Source organism: Nocardia sp. NPDC003963 (genome assembly GCF_053605105.1).
Genome location: NZ_JBSGIP010000002.1, coordinates 292638 through 317695, shown reverse-complemented (window position 1 = coordinate 317695; position 25058 = coordinate 292638). Strand labels below are relative to the sequence as shown.

Sequence of the window (25058 nt, the reverse complement as noted above, 5' to 3'; positions counted from 1 at the left end):
GGTTTTCCGTGTCATCGGATGCGGGGCGATGTTTGAATAGCGCCATGCAGCACCTTCCGGAGGACTGGCAGCGCGCGGTGGTGATCGTCGCGCACCCCGACGATATCGAGTACGGGGTCGCCGCCGCGGTGGCCCGCTGGACCGGTCAGGGCAAGGACGTCAGGTATGTGCTGGTGACTTCCGGAGAGGCGGGAATCGCCGGTCTCCCGCCGGCCGAGGCCGGACCGTTGCGGGAGGCGGAGGAACGTGCCTCGGCCGCTGTCGTCGGGGTCGGCGAGGTGGAGTTCCTCGGCCATCCCGACGGCCGGATCGAAGCGAACCCCGCACTGCGCCGCGATCTGGCCGCGGCCATCCGCCGTCACCGCCCGGAGCTGGTGGTGCTCGGCCATTTCGGGCCGACCTGGGCACCCGGGATCGTCAACAGCGCCGATCACCGGGCTGTCGGCCGGGCGGCCCTCGACGCGGTCTCCGATGCCGGCAACGAATGGATATTCCCCGAGATCACCGATGCGCCACCGTGGACTGCTCGCTGGGCGGCGGTGGCCGTCCCGGGCGGCGCCACCCATGCGGTGGATGTCACCGTCACCGTATCCGCGGCCGAGGCGTCACTGGCCGAACACCGCCGCTATCTGGAGGTGCTGAGCCCGGAGCCGGTGGCCGAACAGGTGCGTGCGGTGGTCACCATGACGACGGCACCGCTGGCGGGGTTCGACGCCGAACGTGCCGTGGGCTTCGAACTGTTCACCTTCGCCGGGTGAGGCCGGTTCGCGGCGTCGCGGTTCGGAATCGCGGGGCCTCGAGTGGGTGCCCACCGGCTCGCCGATAGCATGGCCCGATGCGAGTGGCTGTTGTCGCCGGTCCCGATCCGGGTCATGCGTTTCCCGCTATCGCGTTGTGCCTGCGGTTCCGGGACGCGGGTGACGATCCCGTTCTCTTCACCGGCCCCCGCTGGTTCGAGGCCGCGCGGGCGGCCGGTATCGGGGTGCGGCGGCTGAAAGGGCTGGCGCCCAGGCCGACCGACGACGACGGTGACGCCGGGGCGCGGATCCATCAACGGGCCGCCTACATTTCGACCGAGATCCTGCCCGAGCTGAGTGCGATGCTGCCGGAACTGGTGGTGTCGGATGTGCTCACCGCGGGCGGCGGTCTGGCCGCCGAGCGACTGCGGGTGCCGTGGGTCGAGCTCTCGCCGCATCCGCTCTATCTGCCGTCGAAAGGGCTGCCGCCCATCGGGAGCGGGCTCGCGCCGGGCGCCGGCGTGCGCGGGCGTGCCCGTGATTCGGTACTCCGGATGTTCACCGCGCGTGCGGTGCGCAGCGGTCTGCGGCAACGAGAGGCCGCCCGGGCCGGGGTGGGTCTGCCGGCGACCGATCCGGGACCGGCCGCGCGATTGGTCGCGACGCTGCCGGCGCTGGAGGTCCCGCGTCCGGACTGGCCGGCGGAGGCCGAACTGGTCGGGCCGCTGCTGTGGGAACCCACCGAGCGGCGGCTGGACCTGCCGCCGGGAGACGGCCCCCTCGTGGTCGTGGCACCGTCCACCGCGCACACCGGGGTCGCGGGAATGGCGGAGACCGTGCTCGAGGCCCTGGACGGGGCCGGAGTCCGGGTGGCGATCTCCATGCTCGACGAACCGCCGCGGTCGCTACCGCCGTGGGCGAGTGCCGGCCTGGGGCGGCAGGACGAACTGCTGACCCGTGCCGCTGTCGTGGTCGGTGGTGGCGGGCACGGCCTGCTGGCGAAGGCGCTGTCGGCGGGAGTGCCCGTGGTGACCGTGCCGGGTGGCGGTGATCAGTGGGAGCTCGCCAATCGTGCCCAGCGCCAGGGTTCCTCGCTGCTGGTCCGGCCGCTCACTCCGGCGGCGGTGCGCGAGGCGGTGTCGCGTGTGCTGGCCGAACCGGGTTTCACCGTGGCGGCGCGCACCGCGGCCGCCGGGGCCACCGAGGTCGCCGACCCGGTGCGGATCTGTCATCGGGTGCTCGATTCGGTACGCACACCCTGAGCGCGTCTCGGCGATGCGTCGATCGGGTCCGCAGCGGATCGCGCCGACCGCGCCGCGGCCGCGGCTCCGGGGCGAGTAACTTGTGCACGGTGCGGTTGACGGAATTCCAGGAACTCATGCACACCGAATTCGGCGAGGCTCGTGGCGACACGCTGCTCAGCGATCACACCATCCTCGCGCTCGGCGGCCGGACCGGAGCCGCCGCCATCGAAGCAGGTGTCGACCCTCGCGAGGTGTGGCGTGCGTTGTGTGCCGAGTTCGACGTCCCGCGTTCGCGGTGGTGAGTCCGCTCGCCGGCCGGGCGGATCACACCCGGCGGGCGTGGTGCCGCGCCGCTTTGGCCCGGTTGCCGCAGGTGGCCATCGAATGCCAGCGGCGAGTCCCGTTCTTGGACGTGTCGTAGAAGAACAGAACACAGTCCGGGTGGGCGCAGCGGCGGATGCGGTCGGGGGCGTCGGCCAGCAGCGTCAGCAGATTGTCGGCGGCCAGCCAACCGGGTAGCCATGCCGGATCGGTGACCTCGGGTGTCGCCGCCGGGCCGGTTCGGGTGAGGTGGCGCCGGATCCGGCCGTGCTCGAGTACCTCGTTGAGCGCATCGCGGGTGCCGTGCACAACGGTGTCGTACACCGCGGTCCGGGCGGTGAGCACGGCCTCCAGCGTGCGTTCGTCCGCGACGGTCGCACCGGGCAGTTCCGCCGAGGCCAGCCAGATCCGCAGTCCCGCCACATCGGTGAGCAGGTCACGTGGGCCATGCTCCATCCACCGCGTGTTCAGCAGGTCCAGGGCCGGCGGTTCACCGAGGTGGGGGCGTGGATCGAGCATGCCTGAGGGTAACGGTCTCCTTGTTCGGGTCGGGGTGTCCGAGTCCAGTGTAACCGCCTAAAAAGATTTCACCGGTTGACGACGACTGTTCGATCACGCTAGTTTCTAACTGTTCAAAAGAGTTGAACAGTTAGAAACTGGAGGATGGAACATGACCACCGCTGTCGCACCACAGCTCACCACCGGGCATATCGGCTTGAACATCGCGGAACTGGACCGCTCGGTGCGTTTCTACCGCGACATCCTGGGCTTCGAGGTGCTCGCCACCGGCGCCGACGCCGATCGGCGCTGGGCCTTCCTGGGTTCGGCCGGAGAGCTCGTACTCACGCTGTGGCAGCAGAGCGCGGGAGAATTCGCGGTGGACCGGCCCGGTCTCCATCACCTCTCGTTCGGAGTCTCCTCCCTCGATCAGGTGCGACAGGTGGAGGCCGCGCTGACCGAACGCGCGGTCACCTTCTTCTACGACGGTGTGGTCGCGCACAGCGAGGGGGCGGGTTCCGGCGGTATCTTCTTCGCCGATCCGGACGGTATCCGGCTCGAGGTCTTCGCGCCGTCGGGAGCCGAATCCGCGCCGGCGCCGAGCGGCGCGGCGCCTACCTGTGGTTTCTTCTGAGCGGGACGATCGCGTGACGAGTGTCTTCCATCCGGGCGAGCTGGCGATCCAGCGCCGCGCCGGGCAGGCGGGTATCGCCGAGAAGGTGGGGCGGACGATCCGCACCACGATTCCCGACGCCGCGGCTCGCTTCCTGGCCGAGCAGCCGATGGTCGTGATCGCCGCGACGGATGAAGCGGGGCGGCCGTGGGTCACTCAATTGACCGGTACGCCGGGCCTCGTGCGGACCCTCGACGAACGAACCCTCGAGATCGCGGCGGTACCGGAAGCGGGAGATCCGCTGTATCCGCCCGCCGGGTCGTGGCGTCTCGGGCTCATCGCCATCGAACCGGAGCGCCGACGGCGGATGCGGGCCAACGGTACCGTCCGGCGCATCGGTGACCGGTTGCGGATGACCGTGGAGCAGGTCTACTCGAACTGCCCGAAATATATCTCGCGGCGCTACATCACCTCGGGTGATGTACGGACACCGCCGTGCGGTGAGGTTCGCCGGGGCGCCGAACTGAACGCCCGGCAGCAGGCCGCGATAGCCGCGGCCGATGCCGTTTTCGTGGGCAGTACGGATGCGGCGGGGCGGGCCGACGCGTCCCACCGCGGTGGCAATCCCGGGTTCCTGCAGGTGCGCTCGCCGACCCGGCTGTACTGGCCGGAGTATCGCGGCAACTCGATGTTCATGACTCTCGGCAACCTCGCGGTGCAGCCCCGCTGTGGTGTGCTGATCCCGGACTGGGCCACCGGCGGTCTGCTCCAGCTCACCGGTACGGCCGAAGTGTCCTGGGCGGACGGTCCGGCAGCCGCAGGCCCCGCCGGTGTCGAATTCACTGTGCACGCGGTGGCCGAACGTACCGCGGGACCGCTGCGCTGGAGCCCACCCGAACTGTCACCTGTCAATCCGTGAAAGGAGTTGCTCGGATGCGACCACCCCTGCCCCCGTTCGATGCCGTGAGCGCCGCGGCCAAAGTGCGTGTGGCCGAGAATGCCTGGAACACGCGGGATCCGGAGGTGGTGGCCGCCGCCTACACCCTCGACACGGTCTGGCGTAACCGCGACGAGTACTTCACCGGCCGCCCGGCCGTGGTGGACTTCCTGACGCGAAAATGGGCGAAAGAGAACGGTTACGCCCTGCGTAAGGAATTGTGGGCCTGGTCGGGCGATCGGATCGCCGTACGCTTCCAATACGAATGGCACGACGAGACGGGGCAGTGGTGGCGCAGCTACGGCAACGAACAGTGGGAGTTCGCGCCGGACGGTCTCATGGCGCGTCGGGAGGCGAGTATCAACGATGTGCCCATCGTCGCGGCGCAGCGGCGTATCCACGGGCCTCGGCCGGAAGGGGATACGACCGAACTCCCGCAGTGGTGAACCGGCTCGGCGCACTTCCACGACTCGCGTAACCGTTGCTTGACTCGAACATCTGTTCGTCTAGGCTGATGCCGGAACTTGTCGGTGCCGCCCTCTACTGTGGGCGCCAACCACACCACCTACCTACCACCCGGTGAAAAGGGGAGTCACGATGGCGCCACAGGCCTACGACCGCGACAAAGCGCTCGAACTCGCACTCGCGCAGGTCGAGAAGAGTTTCGGTAAAGGGGCGGTGATGCGCCTCGGCGAGGAGGCCCGGCAGCCGGTATCGGTGATCCCGACCGGTTCCATCGCGCTCGATGTGGCACTGGGTATCGGTGGTCTGCCGCGCGGCCGGGTCGTGGAGGTCTACGGACCGGAATCCTCCGGTAAGACCACCGTGGCGCTGCACGCCGTCGCCAACGCGCAGGCCGCCGGGGGCGTCGCCGCCTTCATCGACGCCGAACACGCGCTCGACCCCGATTACGCCGCCAAACTCGGCGTCGATACCGACGCGCTGCTGGTCTCGCAGCCGGACACCGGTGAACAGGCACTGGAGATCGCCGATATGCTGGTCCGCTCCGGCGCCATCGATATCATCGTCATCGACTCGGTAGCCGCCCTGGTGCCGCGCGCCGAGATCGAAGGCGAAATGGGTGACAGTCACGTCGGCCTGCAGGCCCGCCTGATGAGCCAGGCCCTGCGCAAGATGACCAGTGCCCTGAACAACTCCGGTACCACCGCCATCTTCATCAACCAGCTGCGCGAGAAGATCGGCGTCATGTTCGGCTCTCCCGAAACGACCACGGGTGGTAAGGCGCTCAAGTTCTACGCGTCCGTGCGGCTCGATGTGCGCCGTATCGAAACGCTGAAGGACGGTAGCGACGCGGTGGGCAACCGGACCCGGGTCAAGGTCGTGAAGAACAAAGTTTCGCCGCCGTTCAAACAGGCCGAATTCGATATTCTGTACGGTCACGGAATCTCCAAGGAGGGTTCGCTGATCGATATGGGTGTGGAGCACGGTTTCATCCGTAAATCCGGCTCCTGGTACACCTACGAAGGTGATCAGCTCGGGCAGGGCAAGGAGAACGCCCGGAAATTCCTCCTGGAGAACACCGATATCCGGGACGAGGTCGAGAAGAAGATCAAGGAAAAGCTGGGTATCGGCGCGGATGTGACCGCGACGGAAGAGACCCCGGCCGATTTCTGATCCGATGGACGAACGGGCCGGGGCGCATACCGAGACCACCGATCCGGTGGCGCAGGTGCGGCGCCGACTCGACGAACTCCTGGCGGCGGGTGGCGCAGCCCCCGGTTCCGCCCGGAGCTCACGGCCGGACGAGCCCGATCCGCAGCGGGCTCGTCCGGCCGATCTCGGATCGCCGGGTGGCGGGCCGCCCGGTCGCCGAAGCGGTTCTCGCGAACCCGGCGGTGGTGGTTCCGAGAGCGGTATCGAACAGGCCAAAGAGGCATGTCTGCGATTACTGGCGGTACGTGCGCGTAGCCGGGCGGAACTCGCACAGCGGCTGTCGGCCAAGGACTACTCACCCGAGGTGACCGAGCAGGTGCTCGAGCGGCTGGCCGAGGTCGGATTGATCGATGATGCCGATTTCGCGCGGCAATGGGTGCGGCAGCGGCACGGTTTCTCGGGTAAGGGCCGCCGCGCCCTGGAGCAGGAACTGCGGCGCAAAGGGGTGTCACAGGAGGATTCGGCCGCAGCGCTGGAGACCGTCACGCCCGATGACGAATACGAGCGCGCCACCGAGCTGGTGCGCCGCAAACTGCGGAGCCTGCCCGCCGGGCTGGACCGGGAGAAGGCGATCCGACGGCTGGTCGGGATGCTGGCCCGCCGCGGTTACGGGCATTCCGTGGCGTACGCGGTGGTGAAAGCCGAATGGGACGGGTCCGAGTCCGGTGACGAAGACGCTCCGCCGGATTGACACCGTATCGACAGCGCACGTAACTCGGCACCACCACGGATCGGTATCCGGATCGATACAGCGCGCCAGTCGCTCGGCGGCGATATCCCGGTCGATTCGGGTTCGACCGGATAGGCGCCGTGTCCGCTGTGCCCGACCGTACGAGGCCGGGCACAGCGGATCGGATTATTTGGTGATATCCACTCCGGGGACCGCGTCCCCGATCACCGAATCAGCGGCGACGACAGCGCCGCCACGTTTGCGGCGGCCGCCCCGCAGGCGCTTCTCCACACCCGTGGCGACCGTGGAGAGCAGCACATTCAGCACGATCATGATGATGGCGACCACGATGAGCGCGGGAATCGTATTGGATTCCGCGGCCCCGAGCTGCTGGGCACTGCGGACGACCTCCTCATAGGTGATCACGTAGCCCAGTGCCGAATCCTTCAGCGCGACCACCATCTGGGAGATCAGTGCCGGCAGCATGGCGGTGATGGCCTGCGGGAGCAGGATGAGCCGCATCAACTGACCCTTGCGCAGGCCGAGCGCCACACCGGCCTCGGTCTGTCCCTTGGGTAGCGACAGGATTCCGGCGCGCACGATCTCGGCGATCACCGATCCGTTGTAGATGGTCAGCGCCGTCACCACGGCGCCGAGCGCCAGGTACTCGGATTCGAAGAGGTCGTATTCGGAGTACAGGGCGAACAGGAAGATCATCAGGATCAGCACCGGTACGGCGCGGGCGATCTCGACGATCGTGCCCGCGGTCCAGCGCACCCAGCGATGGTCCGAGAGCCGGGCGATACCGAAGACCATACCGATCACCAGCGCGAACACGATGGAGAGCAAGGCCGCCACCACGGTGCCACGCAGGCCGGGCAGGATATAGGTGCTCCACACCGCCCCGTCCAGGAACGGTTCCCATTTCTCGGCCGTGAACTGCCCTTTATCGGCGAAGCCGCGGTAGACGAACCAGCCCGCGGCGATGACGACCGCGAATACGACTACCGAATACACGATATTGCGGACGCGCGCGGCAGGACCCGGCGCGTCGTAGAGAACAGATGCCTCCCGCATATCAAACCTCCCACGAAGCAAATCGACGCGGCCCGCGGAGGCCGGAGCGAAGGCGAAGGGATCGCATCAGCATGCCTCCCACGAATCGGTTGCATGTGTTCCGCGGGGCCCGGAGCGAAGGCGGAGGGACTGCATCAGCGGGCCACCTCGAATCGTTTGGCGAGATATCCGAAGAGCAGACCGGCGGGCAGCGTCAGGATCACGAAACCGAGCGTGAAGATGAGGCCGATCGCCAGCAGCGCCGCCTCGGTCTCGATCATGTTCTTCATCAGGAACGATGCCTCGGCGACACTGATCGCCGAGGCGACCGTGGTGTTCTTGGTCAGCGCGATGAAGACACTGCCCAGTGGGGCGATCACCGAACGGAACGCCTGCGGCAGGACGATGATCCGCAGGTTCTGCAGAAAGCCCAGGCCCAGCGAGCGTCCGGCTTCGGACTGGCCCATCGGCACGGTGTTGATACCGGCCCGCAGCGATTCACAGACGAATGCCGCGGTGTAGACACTCAGGCCGATGACCGCCCAGCGGAAATTGTTGTCGGCCAGCGAGGTGGGGCCCTCGGAGGCCAGGTTCATCCCGAGCGTGGAGTAGAGACCCAGCGAACAGAACACCAGGATGAGGGTGAGCGGGGTGTTACGGAACACGGTCACGTAGGCCGTGCCGACCCAGCGGGCCACGGGGACCGGCGATACCCGCATTCCGGCGACGACGGTGCCCAGCACCAGGGAACCCACGGCCGAGAGCAGGGTGAGTTTTATGGTCATCCAGAATGCTTCGAGCAGCTGGGTGTCGTATTCCGAGATCAAATCGAACACGGTGGTTGCGCGCCTCCGATCGGCGGGATGGGCCGGGATCGGCGGGCCGGGTCGCGAATGCGACCCGGCCCGCCGACGCGGTGGTCAGTACCGGTCCACCTGCGGGGCCTGCGGGGTTTCGTAGCTCGCGGCCTTACCGACCGTCTCCTGGAACGCGGTGTCCCAGGCGCCCGAGCTGATCATTTCCTCGATCGCGTCGTTGATCTTGTTACGGGTGTCCTGATCGCCCTTCTTCAGGCCGATCCCGTAGTTCTCCGTGGTGAACTTCTCGCCGACGACCTTGTACTTGCCCGGCGACTGCGATGCGTAACCGGCCAGGATGATGTCGTCGGTGGTCACCGCCGCGACGGCACCGCTGTTGAGACCTTCGAGGCACAGCGAGTACGTGTCGTAGGTCTGCAGCTGGGTGTCGGGGTACTTCTTCTGGATGTTCTGGGCGGGCGTGGAGCCGGTCACCGAGCACACCGTTTTACCTTTGAGGCTCTCCGGACCGGTGACCTCGTTGTTGTCGGCTCGCACCAGCAGGCTCTGCCCCGCGACATAGTAGGGGCCGGCGAAATCGACCTTCTCCTTGCGCGCGTCGGTGATCGAATAGGTGGCGACGACGAAATCCACCTGCCCGTTCTCGATCAGGGTTTCGCGTTGCGCGGACGGGGCTTCCTTGAAGGTGATGCCATCCGGCTGGACGCCGAGCTTGGAGGCCACGTACTTGGCCACCTCGACATCGAAGCCACTGTAGGTCCCGTCGGTATTACGCAGGCCGAGGCCGGGCTGATCGTATTTGATGCCGATGGTGAGCTCGCCTTCCTGGGCGTTCTCCAGCGCGGTCTTATCGCTACCGCCGCCGCAGGCCGCAGTGGTGGCTGCGGTGACGGCCACCGCGACCGCGCCGACCGCGACGCGGAGTGCTCGGTTGATCCTCATCGGTTTCCTTCCCTCATCTCCTCGACGGCGCGATGCCCTCGAGTATGTGCCGTGTCTATCCGCCGGACAGATTCAGTGACTGAGAATCTTGCCCAGGAAGTCCTTGGCACGATCGGACTTCGGTGCGCTGAAGAATGTCTCCGGATCGGTGTCCTCGACCACCTGGCCGTCGGCCATGAACAACACCCGGTCGCCGGCGCGGCGGGCGAAGCCCATCTCGTGGGTGACCACCAGCATGGTCATCCCCTCTTTGGCCAGCGAGACCATCACGTCGAGGACTTCGTTGACCATTTCCGGATCCAGGGCCGAGGTCGGCTCGTCGAACAGCATGACCTTGGGGCTCATGGCCAGGGCCCGGGCGATGGCCACGCGTTGCTGCTGACCGCCGGAGAGCTGGGCGGGGTACTTATCGGCCTGGTTGGCGATCCCGACCCGTTCCAGCAGCTCCATGGCGTGGCGGCGGGCCTCGTCCTTCTTGGTCCCGCGGACCTTCAACGGCGCGAGCATGACGTTCTCCACGATCGTCTTGTGCGCGAAGAGGTTGAACGACTGGAAGACCATGCCGACATCGGCGCGGAGCGCGGCGAGGGCGCGACCCTCGGCGGGCAACGGCACCCCGTCGACGCTGATCTCGCCGGAATCGATCGGCTCGAGCCGGTTGATGGTGCGGCAGAGTGTCGACTTCCCGGAGCCCGACGGCCCGAGCACGATCACGACCTGCCCGCGGGGCACCTCGAGGTTGATATCGCGCAGCACGTGCAGAGCACCGAAGTGCTTGTCGACGGCGCGTAGGGTGATCATGGGCGGAGCGGTGGTGTCGCCGGCCGCCCCGGGCACGTCGGCGTCGGTGTCGGTCATGGAACTGACCTTAAGCCGAAATTTCTGTTTTGCGCGCCTTTCGGCGACACACCCCGGCGGCACACCGAGCCGAAATTCGGGTTTAACCCGATGGTAATCCGCTGTAATCCGTTCGCTCGTCCGGGATTTGCCTACCGGGGACCCTGTGGAAGGGCGCCGCCGAATTCCCGGCCCGGCGCAGCAGATGTGGGCTGGGCCACGCGGCCGACCCGGCCGGTATGTGCCTCGGCGCGGCTACCGCGGCCGGCGGCGCGGATCTGCTGGATAACGCCGGGACCCCGGCCCGTACCCTGGACCCGTGGATTCGATCGGACAGGTAGCGCTCCCCACCGGGATCGAGCCGGCGAGCGCGCGTAGTTACGAGGTCCGCACCTTCGGCTGCCAGATGAACGTGCACGATTCCGAACGCTTGTCCGGCCTGCTCGAGGATGCGGGCTACCGGAAGGCCGCGCCCGGCGCGACGGCCGACCTGGTGGTCTTCAACACCTGCGCGGTGCGGGAGAACGCGGACAACAAGCTGTACGGCACACTCGGCCATCTCGCGCCGGTCAAGGCGTCGCGGCCCGGTATGCAGATCGCTGTCGGAGGCTGCCTGGCGCAGAAGGATCGCGATTCGGTGCTGAGCCGGGCGCCCTGGGTGGACGTCGTGTTCGGCACCCACAACATCGGCTCGCTCCCGGTGCTGCTGGAACGCGCCCGGCACAACGACGAGGCCCAGGTCGAGATCCTGGAATCGCTCGAGGCGTTTCCCTCGACCCTGCCGGCCCGGCGGGAATCGGCCTATGCGGGCTGGGTATCGATCTCGGTCGGCTGCAACAACACCTGCACCTTCTGCATCGTGCCCGCGCTACGCGGTAAAGAGGTGGATCGGCGTCCCGGGGACATCCTGGCCGAAGTGCAGGCCCTCGTGGACCAGGGCGTGCTGGAGGTGACGCTGCTCGGGCAGAACGTCAATGCCTACGGCGCCTCTTTCGCCGACCCCGAGCAACCGCGTGACCGGGGCGCCTTCGCGAAACTGTTGCGGGCCTGCGGTGGCATCGAGGGCCTGGAGCGCGTGCGCTTCACCTCCCCGCATCCGGCCGAGTTCACCGACGATGTCATCGAGGCGATGGCCGAGACGCCGAACGTCTGCCCGCAGCTGCATATGCCGCTGCAGTCGGGGTCGGATCGCGTCCTGAAAGCCATGCGACGGTCCTACCGGCAGGCGCGCTACCTCGGGATCATCGAGAAGGTCCGGGCGGCGATGCCACATGCCGCGATCACCACCGACATCATCGTCGGTTTCCCGGGGGAGACCGAGGAGGATTTCCAGCAGACCCTCGAGGTGGTGCGCCGGGCCCGTTTCACGAGCGCGTACACCTTCCAATACTCGCCACGGCCGGGCACCCCGGCCGCCGAGATGGCGGATCAGGTGCCCAAGAAGGTCGTGCAGGAGCGCTACGACCGGCTCATCGCACTGCAGGAACAGGTCTGCCTGGACGCCAACCACGCATTGGTCGGCACCCGGGTCGAACTGCTGGTGGCCGACGGCGCGGGTAAGAAGAACGCCGCGACCGCCCGGATGAGCGGGCGGGCACGGGATGGGCGGCTGGTGCATTTCCGGCCCGACGGAGCCCCCGCGCGGATTCGCCCGGGTGATCTGGTCACCGTCGAGGTGACGGGTGCGGCGCCACACCATCTGGTGGCGGATGCGGGAATCCTGGACCATCGCCGGACCCGGGCCGGTGACGCGCACGAGGCCGGGACCACGCCGAAGACCGCTCCCGTCGGGGTCGGGCTGGGACTGCCCCGGATCGGTGCGCCCGCCCCGGAGCCGGTCGCCTCGGGTTGTTCTTCCGGATGCGGGATATGACCGGGACCGGCGACGAACGTGACGACGAGGGCCGCTCGCCGGAGACCGGCCGGGACGCGGTACCGCCGACAGGCGCGACACCGGGCACTCCGGCCGCGCGAGACGGATCAGGCGAGGGAAACGAGGGCGAAGTGAATCCGGCCGAAACCGAGCAGTTCGAAGAATTCCGGGAGGATCTCGATTCGGTGGAACGCCGGATCGCGGGTGAGATCGACCCCGGCGTACGGGCCATGGTGGTGGCCGGCGCGGTATTCGTCCTGCTCCTGTCGCTGGTGCTGCCGCATGCCGGTGGCGCGCGTGGTTTCGATGTGCTGCTCGGGTCGGAGGCCGCCACCGCCGAACACATCGGGTTGCCGTCGCGGATCTTCGTCTGGTTCGTGCTGATCTTCGGGATCGGGTTCTCGCTGCTGGCCCTGATGACCCGGCGCTGGGTACTGGCGTGGATCGCGGTGGCCGGATCGGCGATCGCCAGCGCGTTCGGCGTGTTCTCGATCTGGCACCGGCAGACCCCGGGCCTGAACAACTACATCGGCGCCGGGCCGGGAATCGGCCTGGTGGTGGGCACGCTCGCGATCATGGTGCTGACCTTCCACTGGGTGAAAGTCGTCTGGAGTCGTACCGCACTGCAGCTGGCGGCCGAGGAACAGCGGCGGATCGCCGCGACCCGCGAGGAGGAGCGGCAGCGGCGCGAACGATTCGGCAAGGATTGAGCCCGGAAACGGGCCCGTCCGCCGCGGCCGGTACGGCGCGGCGGACGGATCGCTGATCGTGCGGCCGATCAGAGGTTGCTGACCGCGCCCTCCGCCGCCTCGGCCCACTCCCGCCACTGCTGTGCCTGCGCGAGAGCCTTCTCCGCATCCCGGGTCTTCCCGGCTGCCGTGGCTTTCGCGGCCTGTTCCTCGAACTGGGCCACGCGTTCGCGGAACTGGGCAGCCCGGGCCAGGGCCTCCGGGTCGGTCCGGCGCCACTGGGCATCGGCGGCCTGGCGGACTCGCTTCTCCAGCGCGCGCAACCGGCCCTCTAGGTCGTGCATCCGATCGCGAGGTACCTTGCCGACAGCGTCCCAGCGCTCCTGCAGGTCGCGCAGTGCGGCCCGGGCGCCCTCGAGATCGGTATCGGGGTCGATGGCCGGTTCATAACGGCTCAGCAGTTCTTCTTTGGCGACCGCGTTGTCGGCGAACTCGGCGTCGCGTTCATCGGCTGCCGCATTGCGTGCGGCGAAGAAGACATCCTGGGCACTCTTGAACCGGCGCCACAGTGCTTCGTCGGCTTCCCGGGGAGCCCGGCCCGCGTTCTTCCATTCGACCAGCAGTTCCCGGAAGATCGCCGCGGTGGCCGGCCAATCGGTGGAGCCGGACAACTCCTCGGCCTGGACGCAGAGTTCTTCCTTCCGGGTCTTGGCGGCGGCCCGCTCCCGGTCGAGCTCGGCGAAATGCGCGCCCCGGCGGCGGTTGAAGGCCTCCCTGGCCTTCGAGTACCGGCGCCAGAGGGCATCGTCGACCTTACGATCGACGCCCCGGATGGTCTTCCACTCGTCCAGGATCTCGCGCAACCGGTCGCCGGCGGCCTTCCACTGGGTGGATTCGGCAGCGATCTGCTCGGCTTCGGCGGCGAGCGCTTCCTTGCGCTCGGTGTGTTCGTGCCGGGTGCGTTCCTTCTCCTCCTTGGCCTGGGCGGCGGCCTCGTCGGAATGTTCGGCGATCGCGCCCAGCCGAGCGGCCAGACCCTCGATATCGCCGATGACCGCGGCCGTGGGCAGCGTTTCGGCGAGGGCGAGGGCGGCGGCCTTGGTCTTGCGGGCATCGGTACCGGCGGCGAGCCGGGCCTCCAGCAGGGCCACCTCGGTGGCCAGGTCGTCGAAGCGGCGCCCGAAATGCGCGAGGCCCTCGGCGGCATCCCCGGCCTGCCAGGACCCGACGATTCTTTCGCCCTCGGCGGTTCTGACCCAGGCGGTGCCGTCCTCGTCGACGCGGCCCCAGCGGCTCGGGTCGGTGGCACTCGGCACGACCACCGGATGTGGATGTTCGGTGGCGGCCCCGGCCGATTTCATCGCGGCCGGGGTGGGGTGCACCTCGCCGGGTTTGGGACGGTTGCCGGGTTTGGGAGCGCTGGAGGGGCGACCGGGTTTGCCCGGGCCGGGTTTGGCGGTTCCGTTGCTGTGGGTCATTGCTCCTCGTCCCTGCCGCGCGTCACGGCTGCCTGGTTTACGCGCTGCGCATTCTGGCTATGCTCTGCTCATTCTGGCTACGCCCGTTCATTCTGGCTACGTCTGCCCGTCTGGGCCGTACCGGGGTCGACGTGTCGTGCATGCGTCGGCCGTGCCGTCACACGCTCTCCCCATTCAACCCGGCCGCGCTCCCGCAAACCACACCGCCGGCAGTAGCGGCACAGAGCCGGACCTGCGGATCCGGACCTGTCGGACCTGGTCCGGATACTTCGCACCCTAGCAATTGCCACCCGGTTTCCGGGAGAGACACTCGTACTGTTTGCGGGTGGGCGAACCGGCCCCGTCGCTGGTCGGCGGGTACGGGCTACGGTTGACGGCGTGTTCTGTCTAGCGGCTGTGATCCCTTCGCCGCCCGTCCTGGTCCCCGCGCTCTGTGGTGGCGCGCCCGCGGCCGGCGTGGGCTCCGCTCCCGAGCCGGGTGCGGCGCAGACCCCGGAGAGTGCGGTGATCGAGCTCCGTGGGGAGGTCCTCGCGGCCGGTGCGGCGCTGGCCGAGGCGACGCCACACTGGACCGTGCTCGGAGTAGGAGCGGCCGAGCGGTCCTACGACGCCGATACGGCGGGCACCTTCCGCGGATTCGGCGTCGATGTGCGGGTGAATCTGGGTGGGCCCGCGGCCGAGCGTTCCGCGGACCCCGACCCGGATCTGCCGTTGGCGGTCCTCGTCGCCGGGTGGTTGCGCGCGGCGGTGGCGCCGCACGTCTCGGCGCGGGCACGGGTGCTCGCCGCTGACACCTCGGCGCGGAAATGCGCGGAGATCGGCGCGAAACTGCGTGCCGAGCTGGACGCCGAGCGCGAACCACACGGGGTGCTGGTGGTCGCCGACGGCGCCGCGACCCTGTCGACCGCGGCGCCCGGCTATTTCGACGAACGGTCGGCGACCGTACAGACGGTGCTCGACCGCGCGATCGCCACCGGTGATACCGAGGCACTGCTGGCGCTGGACCAGGCTCTGTGTGCCGATCTGATGGTCTCCGGCCGGGCCGCGTACCAGGCGCTGGCCGGACTCTTCGCCGCGGACTCCGCACCGCCGGTGGCGACCGAGCGGTACCGGGGTGCGCCCTTCGGAGTGGGCTGGTCCGCCGGATTGTGGCGACCGGCCGGCCCGGCCCGATGAGCGGGGACCCGCGCCCGGTCGCGGTGGTCGGACCGACCGCCACCGGTAAATCGGATCTGGCCCTCGACCTGGCCGAGAGACTGGGCGGGGAGATCGTCAATATCGACGCGATGCAGCTGTACCGCGGTATGGATATCGGCACCGCCAAGTTGCCGGCCGCGCAGCGGCGGGGGATCGCGCACCATCAGCTCGACGTACTCGATATCACCGAGACGGCGACGGTGGCGGCCTATCAGGTCGCCGCGGCCGCCGATATCGAGGCGATCAGGGCCCGTGGCCGGGTGCCGGTGGTGGTCGGCGGTTCGATGATGTACATCCAGGCGCTGCTCGACCAGTGGGAATTCCCGGCCACCGATCCCGCGGTCCGGGCGAAATGGGAGGAGCTGCTCGCCGAGCAGGGGGTGACCGCCGTGCATACGGCCCTGCGCCGGGCCGATCCGGCCGCCGCCGCGACCATCCTGCCCACCGACGGACGCCGTATGGTGCGAGCCCTCGAAGTCGTCGAACTCACCGGGCGGCCGTTCGCCGCCTCCGCGCCGGTGATCGGCGCACCGCGGTGGGGGACCCGGATCCTCGGGGTGGATCGCGATACCGCCGAACTCGACGAACGGATCGCCCGCCGCACCGCGGCGATGTTCGAACAGGGTCTGCTCGCGGAAGTGCGCGCATTGGCCGACCGGGGACTCCGCGAGGGGCAGACCGCACGCCGGGCCATCGGGTATGCCCAGGTGCTGGCGTACTTCGACGGCGAATACGACTTGGCGCAGGCCCAGGAGCGCACCTTCATCGGGACTCGTCGATATGTCCGGCGGCAACGGTCGTGGTTCCGGCGCGACCGCCGGGTGCGCTGGGTGGACGGTGCCGATCCGTCCTCGGCCGAGACCGCTCTGTCGCTGCTGGCAGACTCTGGGGTGCCCGATTCACCGCCGCCCGATGCCCGGGCATCCGACCGTCTACCCGAGGAGCGAACCCGCTCGTGACCCGGCAGATCCACCGCCGCAACGCCGCCGTTCAGGTGTGGACGGCCTATCTGGACAATCGCGCCAAACGCAATCGGGACCGCCGCTTCCTGGTGCACGGAGTCCGGCCGATCACCCAGGCGCTCGCGCACGATTGGCCGTTGGAGACCCTGCTGTACCGGCTGGGTGATCCGGGGCTGTCCGCGTGGGCGCGGGAGATCCTCGATTCCAGCACGGTCCCCGCTGTCGGGTTGTCGCCCGAACTTATGGCAGATCTGGGAGAGAAGACCGGCGGTCCGCCCGAACTGGTGGCGGTCGCCGAGTACGCGCGCGGCGAGCTGGCTGGTTACGAGCTCGGGGAGCCGGGCGAGGCCCCGGTGGTGGTCGTTTTCGATCGGCCGAATTCACCCGGGAACCTCGGCACGTTGATCAGATCGGCGGACGCGTTCGGGGCCGCGGCGGTGATCGTGTCGGGCCACGGCGCCGACCAGTACGACCCGCGCTGTGTCCGGGCCGCCACCGGCTCGTTGTTCTCGGTCCCGGTGTTCCGGGTTTCCGGCACCACTGAGGTGGCGCAGTTCCGGGACCGGCAGATCGAGCGCGGTGTGCCCACCCGGATCGTGGGTACCGACGAGAACGGTGAGCGCGCGATCTTCGACGAGGATCTGGCCGACGCGACGATCCTGGTGGTCGGTAACGAGACCACCGGTATGAGCGCCGCCTGGCTCGCGGCCTGCGACCGGACGGTCACCATCCCGATGGGTGGGAGCGCCAGCTCGCTGGGAGCCCCGTCCGCCGCGGCGGTGGCCCTGTACGAAATTTCCCGGCAGCGCCGGACGTTTGCCCGGTGAGAACGGATGAGCTGAGAACAGATGACGAGGAGACCGGAACCGACGTGGACGACAGCACCGATCAGTCGCTGAGCTCGCACGACAAGGATGTGGAGTTCACCAAGGGGCACGGCACCCAGAACGATTTCGTGGTGCTGCCCGATCCCGAGGTGCGGCTCGACTTGACCGTCTCCCGGGTGGCCGCCCTGTGCGATCGGCGCCGGGGACTCGGCGCCGACGGAGTGCTGCGGGTCGCGCGGGCCGGTGAACTGCTCGCCGCCGGTGTCCTCGACGCGTACCCCGAGGGAGTGGACGCGCGCGATTGGTTCATGGATTACCGCAACGCCGACGGTTCGGTCGCTGAGATGTGCGGGAACGGCGTACGCGTTTTCGCGCACTATCTGGTGGCGCGCGGTATGGCCGACGGCAACCGGTTCGTCGTGGGCAGCCGAGCGGGCGCACGCCCGGTAGTCGTGCACTCGGCCGGGGAGGTCGCCGGGGAGGTGACCGTCGATATGGGACGGGTCCGGGTGCTGGGCGCCTCGACCGCCACTGTGGCCGGCTGGGGATACCCCGGTCTGGGAATCGATGTCGGCAATCCCCATCTGGCCTGCGTGGCCGGCGGCTTATCGGCCGATACGCTGGCCGAACTCGATCTCACTGCACCTCCGGGATATGACCCGGATATGTTCCCCCGGGGCGTGAACATCGAGATCCTGACCGGTCTGGACGCGGACGGGTGGGTCGATATGCGGGTCTACGAACGCGGTGTCGGCGAAACCCGCTCCTGCGGCACCGGAACAGTGGCCGCGGCGGCCGCGGCGCTGGCGGCCGATGGTTTCGATCTGGCGGGCGGGACCGGTGAGGTGGGCGTCCGGGTCCCCGGTGGCGAAGTGCGGGTCGGGGTCGGCGCGGGGTCGGCGTGGTTGCGGGGGCCGTCGGAACTGCTCGCCTCCGGCCGGCTCGCCGCGCAGTGGTGGGATGCGCAGTAGCGGCCGCGCTCGGAAAATCATATGCGCCGACCAGCGCATCAGTGGCAGCATGGACGGTGTATGAGAAACTCTGATGTTTTCGGGACCACGGATCGGTCCCCTGAATCGTTCGACGCGGAATCGACGGAGACGGATCCGGTCGCAACCGTCGACGATACCGACTCGGGCGCGCGCGGCGCGAACGGATCCGGGCCGAGCTTCCGGCGTGGCGGCTGGTCCACCGACCCCACCACCGGTGAACTCCAACTCGACGAACGCAGTGCGCTACGCCGTATCGCCGGTCTGTCCACCGAGCTCACCGATATCACCGAGGTCGAGTACCGGCAGCTGCGACTGGAACGGGTCGTGCTGGTCGGGGTGTGGACCGAGGGCAGTGTGGCGCGGGCCGAAGCGAGTATGGCCGAACTGGCCCGGCTCGCCGAAACCGCGGGTTCGGAGGTACTCGAAGCGCTGATCCAGCGCCGCGACCGGCCGGACCCGGCGACCTATATCGGCTCCGGCAAGGCCGAGGAACTGCGGGCGGTGGTACTGGCGACCGGCGCGGACACAGTGATCTGCGACGGTGAACTGACCCCGGCCCAGCTGACCGCGCTGGAGAAGGTGGTCAAGGTCAAGGTGGTCGATCGGACCGCTCTGATCCTGGATATCTTCGCCCAGCACGCGACCTCCCGCGAAGGTAAGGCACAGGTCGCGCTCGCCCAGATGGAGTACATGCTGCCGCGGCTGCGCGGCTGGGGTGAGTCGATGTCGCGGCAGGCGGGTGGCCGGGCCGGTAGCAACGGCGGGGTGGGTCTGCGTGGCCCCGGTGAGACCAAGATCGAAACCGATCGGCGGCGGATCCGGGAGCGGATGGCAAAACTCCGCCGGGAGATTCGCGAGATGAAGACGGCCCGCGATACCAAACGCGCGCGCCGTACCTCCAGCGGCGTGCCGTCGGTGGCGATCGTGGGCTACACGAATGCCGGGAAATCCAGCCTGATGAACGTGCTCACCGGTTCGGGTGTGCTGGTCCAGGACGCGCTGTTCGCGACCCTGGACCCGACCACCCGGCGGGCCGAGCTGGAGGACGGCCGCGAGGTCGTGTTCACCGATACCGTCGGCTTCGTCCGGCATCTGCCGACCCAGTTGGTCGAGGCTTTCCGGTCCACGTTGGAAGAGGTCACCGGCGCCGATCTGCTGCTGCACGTGGTGGATGGTTCCGACGCGTTGCCCGCCGAGCAGATCAAAGCGGTCCGGGAGGTCATCACCGATGTGATCCGGGAATCGGGTCATCCCGCACCGCCGGAACTGCTGGTGGTCAACAAGATCGACGAGGTCGATCCGGTGGAGCTGACCCGGTTGCGGGCGCTGCTGCCCGGTGCCGAGTTCGTCTCCGCGCACAAGGACCTCGGTATCGAGCAGTTGCGTACCAGGCTTGACGAGGTACTCGGCGGTCTGGACGTGGAAGTGAGCGTCCTGCTTCCGTATACTCGCGGCGATCTGCTCGCCAGAATCCACGCCGACGGCCGGATCTCGCATTCCGAGCACACCGAAAACGGCACCCGCGTCCTAGCGCGCGTACCGAGTTCGCTGGCGGCGGCCCTTTCCGGCTATGCCCACGCGGGCGCGGGCCGGGCGTGAGCATTACCGGCGGAAGTCGCCCCGGCTAACTCTGGTCGCAAAAATGTGGGACATCGCATAACCCTGTGGGATATCCGTCCGTGTCGATTCACAATCGGTATGAGTCGACTTCAGGAGGGTTTATGTCACAGACTGGCCGCACCGCTATCAGCGGCGACGACCGGCAGCGCAGGGCGCTGATGGACCGGGGCGGGCTCAGCGACGGCGCGCCGGCTTCGGTCGCCCTGAGCGCGACCGATCTCCGGGTTCTCGAAGCTGCCCTGGCGCCGTTGCGGGCCTGGAGCAGTCCCCGTTTTTTCGGCTTGGAGAACATCCCGGCCGAAGGACCGGTGCTACTGGTCGCCAATCACAATCTGCTCGGGCTGATCGACGCACCGCTGCTGCTGCCGGAGGTGCTGCGAGCGCGGGGCCGATTGATCCGGGGTCTCGCCGAGAACCTGCTCATCTCGGTACCGGGCGTGCGGCATCTGCTGCACTACTACGGTTCGGTGCGCGGGACCCGGGACAACTGCCGGGCCCTGCTCGAACAGGGCGAGGTGGTACTCGTCTTCCCCGGCGGTGGCCGGGAGGCGATCCGCCGCAAGGGCGAGAAGTACGCACTGCGCTGGGAGGGCCGTACGGGATTCGCGCGAATGGCGATCGAATGCGGAGTTCCGATCGTGCCGGTGGCGATGATCGGTGTCGACGATGCCTACGACATCGTCGCCGACAAGGACGATCGGATGCTGCGACCGTTGCGTCTGCTGGTCGAGGCGCTCGGCATCCACACCGAACTGACCCCGCCGCTGGTGCGCGGTATCGGGGTCACTCCGATACCGCGGCCCGAGCGGTTCTATTTCACCGCGGGTACACCGATCGATCCGGGCCCCTGGCGCGATACCGGCGATATCGACGAGGCCGCTGGCCAGCTGTCGCTGGTGGTGCAGAAGGCAGTCCGGGAAGAACTGATCTTCCTGCTCGATCATCAGAACGTCGACCGCGGCCGGACGCTCGGCGGGCGGATACGCGAACTACTGCCGGTCTGAGCGCGTCCGAACCGGTCGCCGGTGAATGGCAAGGCTGCGCGATTGCTCGACCGCGGGCCGGAACACCAGCGAATTCCGACAGTGAAGTGAACAACGATTCGCACTCCGGGTACGGTGGATCACAGCGACGGGCCGGTGCGGTCCCGTCGGGAGTGTTCACTAGGAGGTTGGTGTGGAGCGCACACTGTTCGAGCCCGAGCACGAGCTGTTCCGGGAGTCGTACCGCAAGTTTCTCGAGATGCATGTGGCGCCGTTCCACGACCAGTGGGCGGAACAGGGCGTCGTGGACCGCTCCGTCTGGCTCGAGGCCGGTAAGCAGGGCTTCCTGGGCATGGCGATGCCGGAGGAGTACGGCGGCGGCGGGGTGAAGGATTTCCGCTACAACGCCATCATCACCGAGGAGTCGGTACGCGGCCAGTACTCCGGGCTCGGATTCGGCCTGCACAACGATGTCATCGCGCCGTATCTGCTGGAGCTGGCCAACGACGAGCAGAAGCAGCGCTGGCTGCCCAAGTTCTGTTCCGGCGAGCTCATCACCGCCATCGCCATGACCGAGCCCGGCACCGGTTCGGATCTGCAGGGCATCAAGACCCGCGCGGTCCGCGACGGCGACGACTGGGTCCTCAACGGTGCCAAGACCTTCATCACCAACGGCATCAACTCCGATATCGTCATCGTGGTCGCCCAGACCGATCCGTCGGCGGGCGCCCTGGGCTTCAGCCTGCTGGTGGTGGAACGGGGCATGCCCGGTTTCGAACGGGGCCGCAACCTGGACAAACTCGGTCTCAAGGCGCAGGACACCGCCGAACTCAGCTTCACCGATGTCCGGGTGCCCGCCGCCAACCTGCTCGGCGAAGAGGGCAAGGGCTTCATCCACCTCATGCAGAACCTGCCGCAGGAACGGCTGTCGATCGCGGTCATGGCCGCCGCGGCGATGGAGACCTGCCTGGACTACACCTGCCAGTACGTCCGCGACCGCAAGGCCTTCGGCAAGCCGATCGGCGCACTGCAGAACACCCGGTTCGTGCTCGCCGAACTGGCGACCAAGTCCACCGCGGTTCGGGTACTGGTCGACCGGTCGATCACCGAACTCAACGCGGGCACTCTCTCGGCGGAGGATGCTGCCATGGCCAAGTGGTGGAGCACCGAGGAGCAGGTCGATCTGATCGACCGCTGCCTGCAATTGCACGGTGGTTACGGGTACATGCGGGAGTACCCGATCGCCCAGGCATATCTGGACGCCCGGGTGCAGACCATCTACGGCGGCACCACCGAGATCATGAAGGAGATCATCGGGCGCAGCCTGAAGCTGTCCTGATTGCGCCGATCCGTCCGGATCGTTCGCGTCGAGTCCTGCGTACGGGGCGGGCACCCACGGGTGCCCGCCCCGTATCGCGTCGGAAGGCGGGCGGTGCTCCGCTGCGCGGCGGTGGCGTCGGCGGGCGAGCCGATTTCTGTCACCGGCGTGTATTAGCCTCCGGCGCATGGGATTGGCCGTGGGAACCCACGCATACGCAGAGTTATTGGACAGCGACGACGCCGAAGAGGCCGATTATCTGAGGGAGCAACTGCGCGCGCTGGGTCGACTGCTGGCCGCGGAGGGCCTGCCCGCCCACACCGAACCGGAAACCCGTGGGCCGGAAACCGAACGGGCCCCGGTCGGCAGTGTCCCCTACAGTTTCGTCCACTATCTCCGGCGCGCCTACGCTCGTGCCCGCCAGTTCCCGGACCGGCCGATGGAACCCCTTGCCGACGGGGAGGATCCGACCGAGGACCCGTCGGTCGACGAGCTGGTGTACATGTTCGATTCGCATCTGCTGTGTCATTCCGACTGCGAGGGGTATTACGTCCCGGTCGAATTCGACGACGTACTCTTCCCGGACGACGAACTCGGTATTCCCGGTGGGATGGTGGGATCGAGTCCGGGACTGTTGCGCGAACTCGTCTATGTCGCTCCGTATCTCGGTATCGCCTTGGTCGACGAGCAGCTCTCCGATACCGAAATCGAACGGATCGGCAAAGAGAACGGGGACGATGAGCACCCGCTGTATCGCGAGCGGGAGACATGGCTGCTGTTCTACGAAGCGGCCCGGGTCTCCGTGGCCAACGGCACCGTCATCAATTTCTGCTGAGCGCCGGGCCGTATCCGGTCGAGCCCAGCGCGGGCCACCGGAGGTCAGGGTCGTCCGCTGCGCGCGCCCGGCCCGGTGATCAGCGGGAGGTCCAGTGTCGTGCGGATTCCGGGTGCGGCCGCCACCACCGCGGGGATCGCGTTGACCACCCGCATGGCCGTCGCCACCAGCCCGGCGTGGTTGTGGTCGCCGTTATCGCTGGACAGGCGGAGATCCATGGCGTAGTTCGGTTCGCCGGTGAGTTCGACGCGGTAGGAACCACCTTCCTGGGCCGGTTGGGGCCATTCGGGCGCCAGATCGGCCCGGACCCGGGTGATGTGCTCCAGCACCGTGACCGCCCGGTCGCCCACCATCCCACGGACCTCGAAGCGCATGGCCGCGGTGGTGCCGCCAGCGACTTTTCCCGCGGCGATCTCGATATCCTCCGGTGCGGGAATCCGTTCGTGGGTTTCGGTGACCGCGTCGAGTTCCACGCCGAGCCCGGCTGCCAGCTGGCGGACCACGCTACCCCAGGCCAGCGAGAGCACCCCCGGCTGCAGCAGCATGGGCGTCTCGTCGAGTGGTTTGCCGAAGCCCATGATGTCGAACATGACCGTGGCATTGTCGTAGGTCGCGTAGTCGAGGATCTCCATACAGCGGAGCTGGTCGACCCGCCGGCAGGTACCGGCCAGCGCGAGCGGCAGCAGATCGTTGGCGAATCCGGGATCGATACCGTTGACGAACAGCGAGGCGCCACCCGCCGCGGCCGCCTCTTCGATCGGGGCGAGCATGTCCTGCGGTAGCACCTGCCACGGATACTGCAGGAAAACGGGAGCACTGGCGACGATATCGATCCCGGCGGCCAGGATCGTCCGCAGGTCCTCGAGTGCCTCGACGAGCCGGTTGTCGGTCATCGCGGTGTACACCACGCAGTCCGGTCGCAGCGCGAGCAGTGCGGCGGAATCGGTGGTGGCGGTGATCCCGGTGCGGATATCGAGCCCGGCGAGTTCGCCGGCGTCGCGGCCTTCCTTCGCACTGCCCGACACCCGCACGCCGATGAGTTCGAGCCGAGGATCGTCGATGATTCCGGCCAGTGCGTGCTTGCCGACATTGCCGGTGCCCCAGTGCACCACACGGTATGTCACAGGTTTCTCCTCACAGATCGGGAATCGGGATATCGAGGTTCGGGGCGATCAGACCGCCGTCGGTTTCGATCACCTTGCCCGTCAGATAGCCGCCGGCCGGTGCGGCCAGGAACAGCGCGGTGGCCGCGATATCGGCCGGGTCCCCGATCCGGCGCAAGGGCGTCGCCTGCTCCACCGACGCGCGCAGCCGCTCATCGGCGGCGACGATCTCCAGAGCGGAGGTCGCGATCGAGCCGGGCGCGATGGCGTTGACCCGGATCCGCGGGCACAGATCCATGGCGGCCAGCCGGGTGTAGTGCGCGAGTGCGGCCTTCGCCGTGCCGTAGGCCGCGAAGGCCCGGCCGGGCAGGCGCCCCATCGTCGAGGTGATATTGATGATCGATCCGCCGCCGGCGGTGTCCAGCATGATCGGGACGGCGGCCCGGACCAGCGCGTGGGCATTGGCGACGTTGAAATCGAACGCCTGCGTCAGGGCGTCCGGGGTGGTGTCGAGCAACGGAGTCGGCATTGCCCCGCCGACGTTGTTCACGACGATATCGAGCCGGCCGAGCTCCGCGGCCGCGGTCTCCGCCAGCGCCGCGCAGGCCGCGGGGTCGGCCAGATCGGCGACCACGATATGAGCCCGGCGGCCCACCGCGCGGATCTGTTCGGCGACAGCCGAGAGCTCGGTTTCGGTACGGGCGGCGATCAGGACATCGGCCCCCGCCTCGGCGAATCCGAGGGCGATGGCGGCGCCCAGCCCGCGGCCGGCGCCGGTCACGATGGCGACCCGGTCGTCGAGCCGGAACCGGTCCAGAATCATGGCTCCTCCTG

Annotated in this window: 26 protein-coding genes; 18 read left to right on the top strand and 8 right to left on the bottom strand. The window is 68.2% G+C overall.

Features of this window, described 5'->3' with window-relative positions; translation table 11 throughout:
- Positions 1-44: 44 nt before the first annotated feature.
- From ACWEWT_RS10065 to ACWEWT_RS10055, 3 genes are all read left to right on the top strand, one after another.
- Positions 45-758, top strand: a complete 714-nt coding sequence (locus ACWEWT_RS10065) for a PIG-L deacetylase family protein (RefSeq protein WP_452557960.1) — start codon at positions 45-47, stop codon at positions 756-758.
- A 77-nt stretch (positions 759-835) separates the two neighbouring features.
- Positions 836-1999, top strand: coding sequence for a glycosyltransferase (locus ACWEWT_RS10060; RefSeq protein ID WP_452557959.1), 1164 nt, complete (start codon positions 836-838; stop codon positions 1997-1999).
- A gap of 89 nt (positions 2000-2088) precedes the next feature.
- A complete protein-coding gene (locus tag ACWEWT_RS10055) occupies positions 2089-2283 on the top strand; it encodes a DUF3046 domain-containing protein (protein ID WP_452557958.1) in 195 nt (64 codons plus the stop codon).
- Between the two features lie 22 nt (positions 2284-2305).
- Here ACWEWT_RS10055 and ACWEWT_RS10050 read toward each other — a convergent pair whose 3' ends face one another.
- Positions 2306-2821: a CGNR zinc finger domain-containing protein gene (locus tag ACWEWT_RS10050; RefSeq protein ID WP_452557957.1), complete on the bottom strand. Its 516-nt coding sequence runs from the start codon at positions 2819-2821 to the stop codon at positions 2306-2308.
- A 151-nt stretch (positions 2822-2972) separates the two neighbouring features.
- Between ACWEWT_RS10050 and ACWEWT_RS10045 the strand changes: the two genes are divergently transcribed.
- The 5 genes from ACWEWT_RS10045 (at position 2973) to recX (ending at position 6715) form a co-directional block, all read left to right on the top strand.
- Positions 2973-3434: a VOC family protein gene (locus tag ACWEWT_RS10045; RefSeq protein WP_452557956.1), complete on the top strand. Its 462-nt coding sequence runs from the start codon at positions 2973-2975 to the stop codon at positions 3432-3434.
- A gap of 13 nt (positions 3435-3447) precedes the next feature.
- Complete coding sequence (locus ACWEWT_RS10040) at positions 3448-4332, top strand: pyridoxamine 5'-phosphate oxidase family protein (protein ID WP_452557955.1); 885 nt, start codon at positions 3448-3450, stop codon at positions 4330-4332.
- 14 nt (positions 4333-4346) lie between these two features.
- Positions 4347-4796, top strand: a complete 450-nt coding sequence (locus ACWEWT_RS10035; RefSeq protein ID WP_452557954.1) for a nuclear transport factor 2 family protein — start codon at positions 4347-4349, stop codon at positions 4794-4796.
- A gap of 151 nt (positions 4797-4947) precedes the next feature.
- Complete coding sequence (gene recA / locus ACWEWT_RS10030) at positions 4948-5985, top strand: recombinase RecA (RefSeq protein ID WP_452557953.1); 1038 nt, start codon at positions 4948-4950, stop codon at positions 5983-5985.
- A gap of 79 nt (positions 5986-6064) precedes the next feature.
- Positions 6065-6715, top strand: a complete 651-nt coding sequence (gene recX / locus ACWEWT_RS10025) for a recombination regulator RecX (protein WP_452558096.1) — start codon at positions 6065-6067, stop codon at positions 6713-6715.
- A 165-nt stretch (positions 6716-6880) separates the two neighbouring features.
- Here recX and ACWEWT_RS10020 read toward each other — a convergent pair whose 3' ends face one another.
- The 4 genes from ACWEWT_RS10020 to ACWEWT_RS10005 form a co-directional block, all read right to left on the bottom strand.
- Positions 6881-7771, bottom strand: a complete 891-nt coding sequence (locus tag ACWEWT_RS10020; RefSeq protein WP_452557952.1) for an amino acid ABC transporter permease — start codon at positions 7769-7771, stop codon at positions 6881-6883.
- Positions 7772-7905: 134 nt separating this feature from the next.
- A complete protein-coding gene (locus ACWEWT_RS10015) occupies positions 7906-8586 on the bottom strand; it encodes an amino acid ABC transporter permease (RefSeq protein ID WP_452557951.1) in 681 nt (226 codons plus the stop codon).
- 84 nt (positions 8587-8670) lie between these two features.
- Positions 8671-9510, bottom strand: a complete 840-nt coding sequence (locus tag ACWEWT_RS10010; RefSeq protein ID WP_452557950.1) for a glutamate ABC transporter substrate-binding protein — start codon at positions 9508-9510, stop codon at positions 8671-8673.
- Positions 9511-9582: 72 nt separating this feature from the next.
- The gene (locus tag ACWEWT_RS10005) at positions 9583-10311 is read right to left on the bottom strand and encodes an amino acid ABC transporter ATP-binding protein (protein WP_452558095.1); all 729 of its coding nucleotides are present in this window, start codon (positions 10309-10311) and stop codon (positions 9583-9585) included.
- 355 nt (positions 10312-10666) lie between these two features.
- On the opposite strand from ACWEWT_RS10005, the gene miaB reads away from it, so the two are divergent.
- Positions 10667-12220, top strand: a complete 1554-nt coding sequence (gene miaB, locus ACWEWT_RS10000; RefSeq protein ID WP_452557949.1) for a tRNA (N6-isopentenyl adenosine(37)-C2)-methylthiotransferase MiaB — start codon at positions 10667-10669, stop codon at positions 12218-12220.
- On the top strand, positions 12208-12930 hold the full coding sequence (locus ACWEWT_RS09995) for an Rv2732c family membrane protein (RefSeq protein WP_452557948.1): 723 nt from the start codon (positions 12208-12210) through the stop codon (positions 12928-12930). Before miaB ends, ACWEWT_RS09995 begins: the two co-directional genes overlap by 13 nt.
- Before the next feature lie 68 nt (positions 12931-12998).
- Here ACWEWT_RS09995 and ACWEWT_RS09990 read toward each other — a convergent pair whose 3' ends face one another.
- Positions 12999-14387, bottom strand: coding sequence for a DUF349 domain-containing protein (locus ACWEWT_RS09990; protein WP_452557947.1), 1389 nt, complete (start codon positions 14385-14387; stop codon positions 12999-13001).
- 378 nt (positions 14388-14765) lie between these two features.
- Here ACWEWT_RS09990 and ACWEWT_RS09985 point away from each other — a divergent pair, with 378 nt between their 5' ends.
- The 8 genes from ACWEWT_RS09985 (at position 14766) to ACWEWT_RS09950 (ending at position 23121) form a co-directional block, all read left to right on the top strand.
- On the top strand, positions 14766-15563 hold the full coding sequence (locus ACWEWT_RS09985; RefSeq protein WP_452557946.1) for a hypothetical protein: 798 nt from the start codon (positions 14766-14768) through the stop codon (positions 15561-15563).
- Positions 15560-16543, top strand: a complete 984-nt coding sequence (miaA, locus tag ACWEWT_RS09980) for a tRNA (adenosine(37)-N6)-dimethylallyltransferase MiaA (RefSeq protein WP_452557945.1) — start codon at positions 15560-15562, stop codon at positions 16541-16543. The genes ACWEWT_RS09985 and miaA overlap by 4 nt, the downstream gene beginning before the upstream one ends.
- A complete protein-coding gene (locus ACWEWT_RS09975) occupies positions 16540-17373 on the top strand; it encodes a TrmH family RNA methyltransferase (protein ID WP_452557944.1) in 834 nt (277 codons plus the stop codon). Before miaA ends, ACWEWT_RS09975 begins: the two co-directional genes overlap by 4 nt.
- Before the next feature lie 89 nt (positions 17374-17462).
- Positions 17463-18344, top strand: a complete 882-nt coding sequence (gene dapF / locus ACWEWT_RS09970; RefSeq protein WP_452558094.1) for a diaminopimelate epimerase — start codon at positions 17463-17465, stop codon at positions 18342-18344.
- A 60-nt stretch (positions 18345-18404) separates the two neighbouring features.
- A complete protein-coding gene (gene hflX / locus ACWEWT_RS09965; protein WP_452557943.1) occupies positions 18405-19964 on the top strand; it encodes a GTPase HflX in 1560 nt (519 codons plus the stop codon).
- A 122-nt stretch (positions 19965-20086) separates the two neighbouring features.
- Complete coding sequence (locus ACWEWT_RS09960; RefSeq protein ID WP_452557942.1) at positions 20087-20989, top strand: lysophospholipid acyltransferase family protein; 903 nt, start codon at positions 20087-20089, stop codon at positions 20987-20989.
- 172 nt (positions 20990-21161) lie between these two features.
- Entirely contained in the window at positions 21162-22307 is a 1146-nt protein-coding gene (locus tag ACWEWT_RS09955; protein WP_452557941.1) for an acyl-CoA dehydrogenase family protein, read from the top strand.
- Between the two features lie 166 nt (positions 22308-22473).
- Positions 22474-23121 carry a hypothetical protein gene (locus ACWEWT_RS09950; RefSeq protein WP_452557940.1) on the top strand — a complete coding sequence of 216 codons (648 nt, stop codon included), beginning with the start codon at positions 22474-22476 and terminating at the stop codon, positions 23119-23121.
- A 44-nt stretch (positions 23122-23165) separates the two neighbouring features.
- Here ACWEWT_RS09950 and ACWEWT_RS09945 read toward each other — a convergent pair whose 3' ends face one another.
- Both ACWEWT_RS09945 and ACWEWT_RS09940 read right to left on the bottom strand, forming a co-directional pair.
- Positions 23166-24245 (bottom strand): NAD(P)H-dependent amine dehydrogenase family protein, encoded by a 1080-nt coding sequence (locus tag ACWEWT_RS09945; protein ID WP_452557939.1) that lies wholly within the window; start codon positions 24243-24245, stop codon positions 23166-23168.
- Between the two features lie 10 nt (positions 24246-24255).
- Positions 24256-25047: an SDR family oxidoreductase gene (locus ACWEWT_RS09940; protein WP_452557938.1), complete on the bottom strand. Its 792-nt coding sequence runs from the start codon at positions 25045-25047 to the stop codon at positions 24256-24258.
- Positions 25048-25058 lie beyond the last annotated feature (11 nt).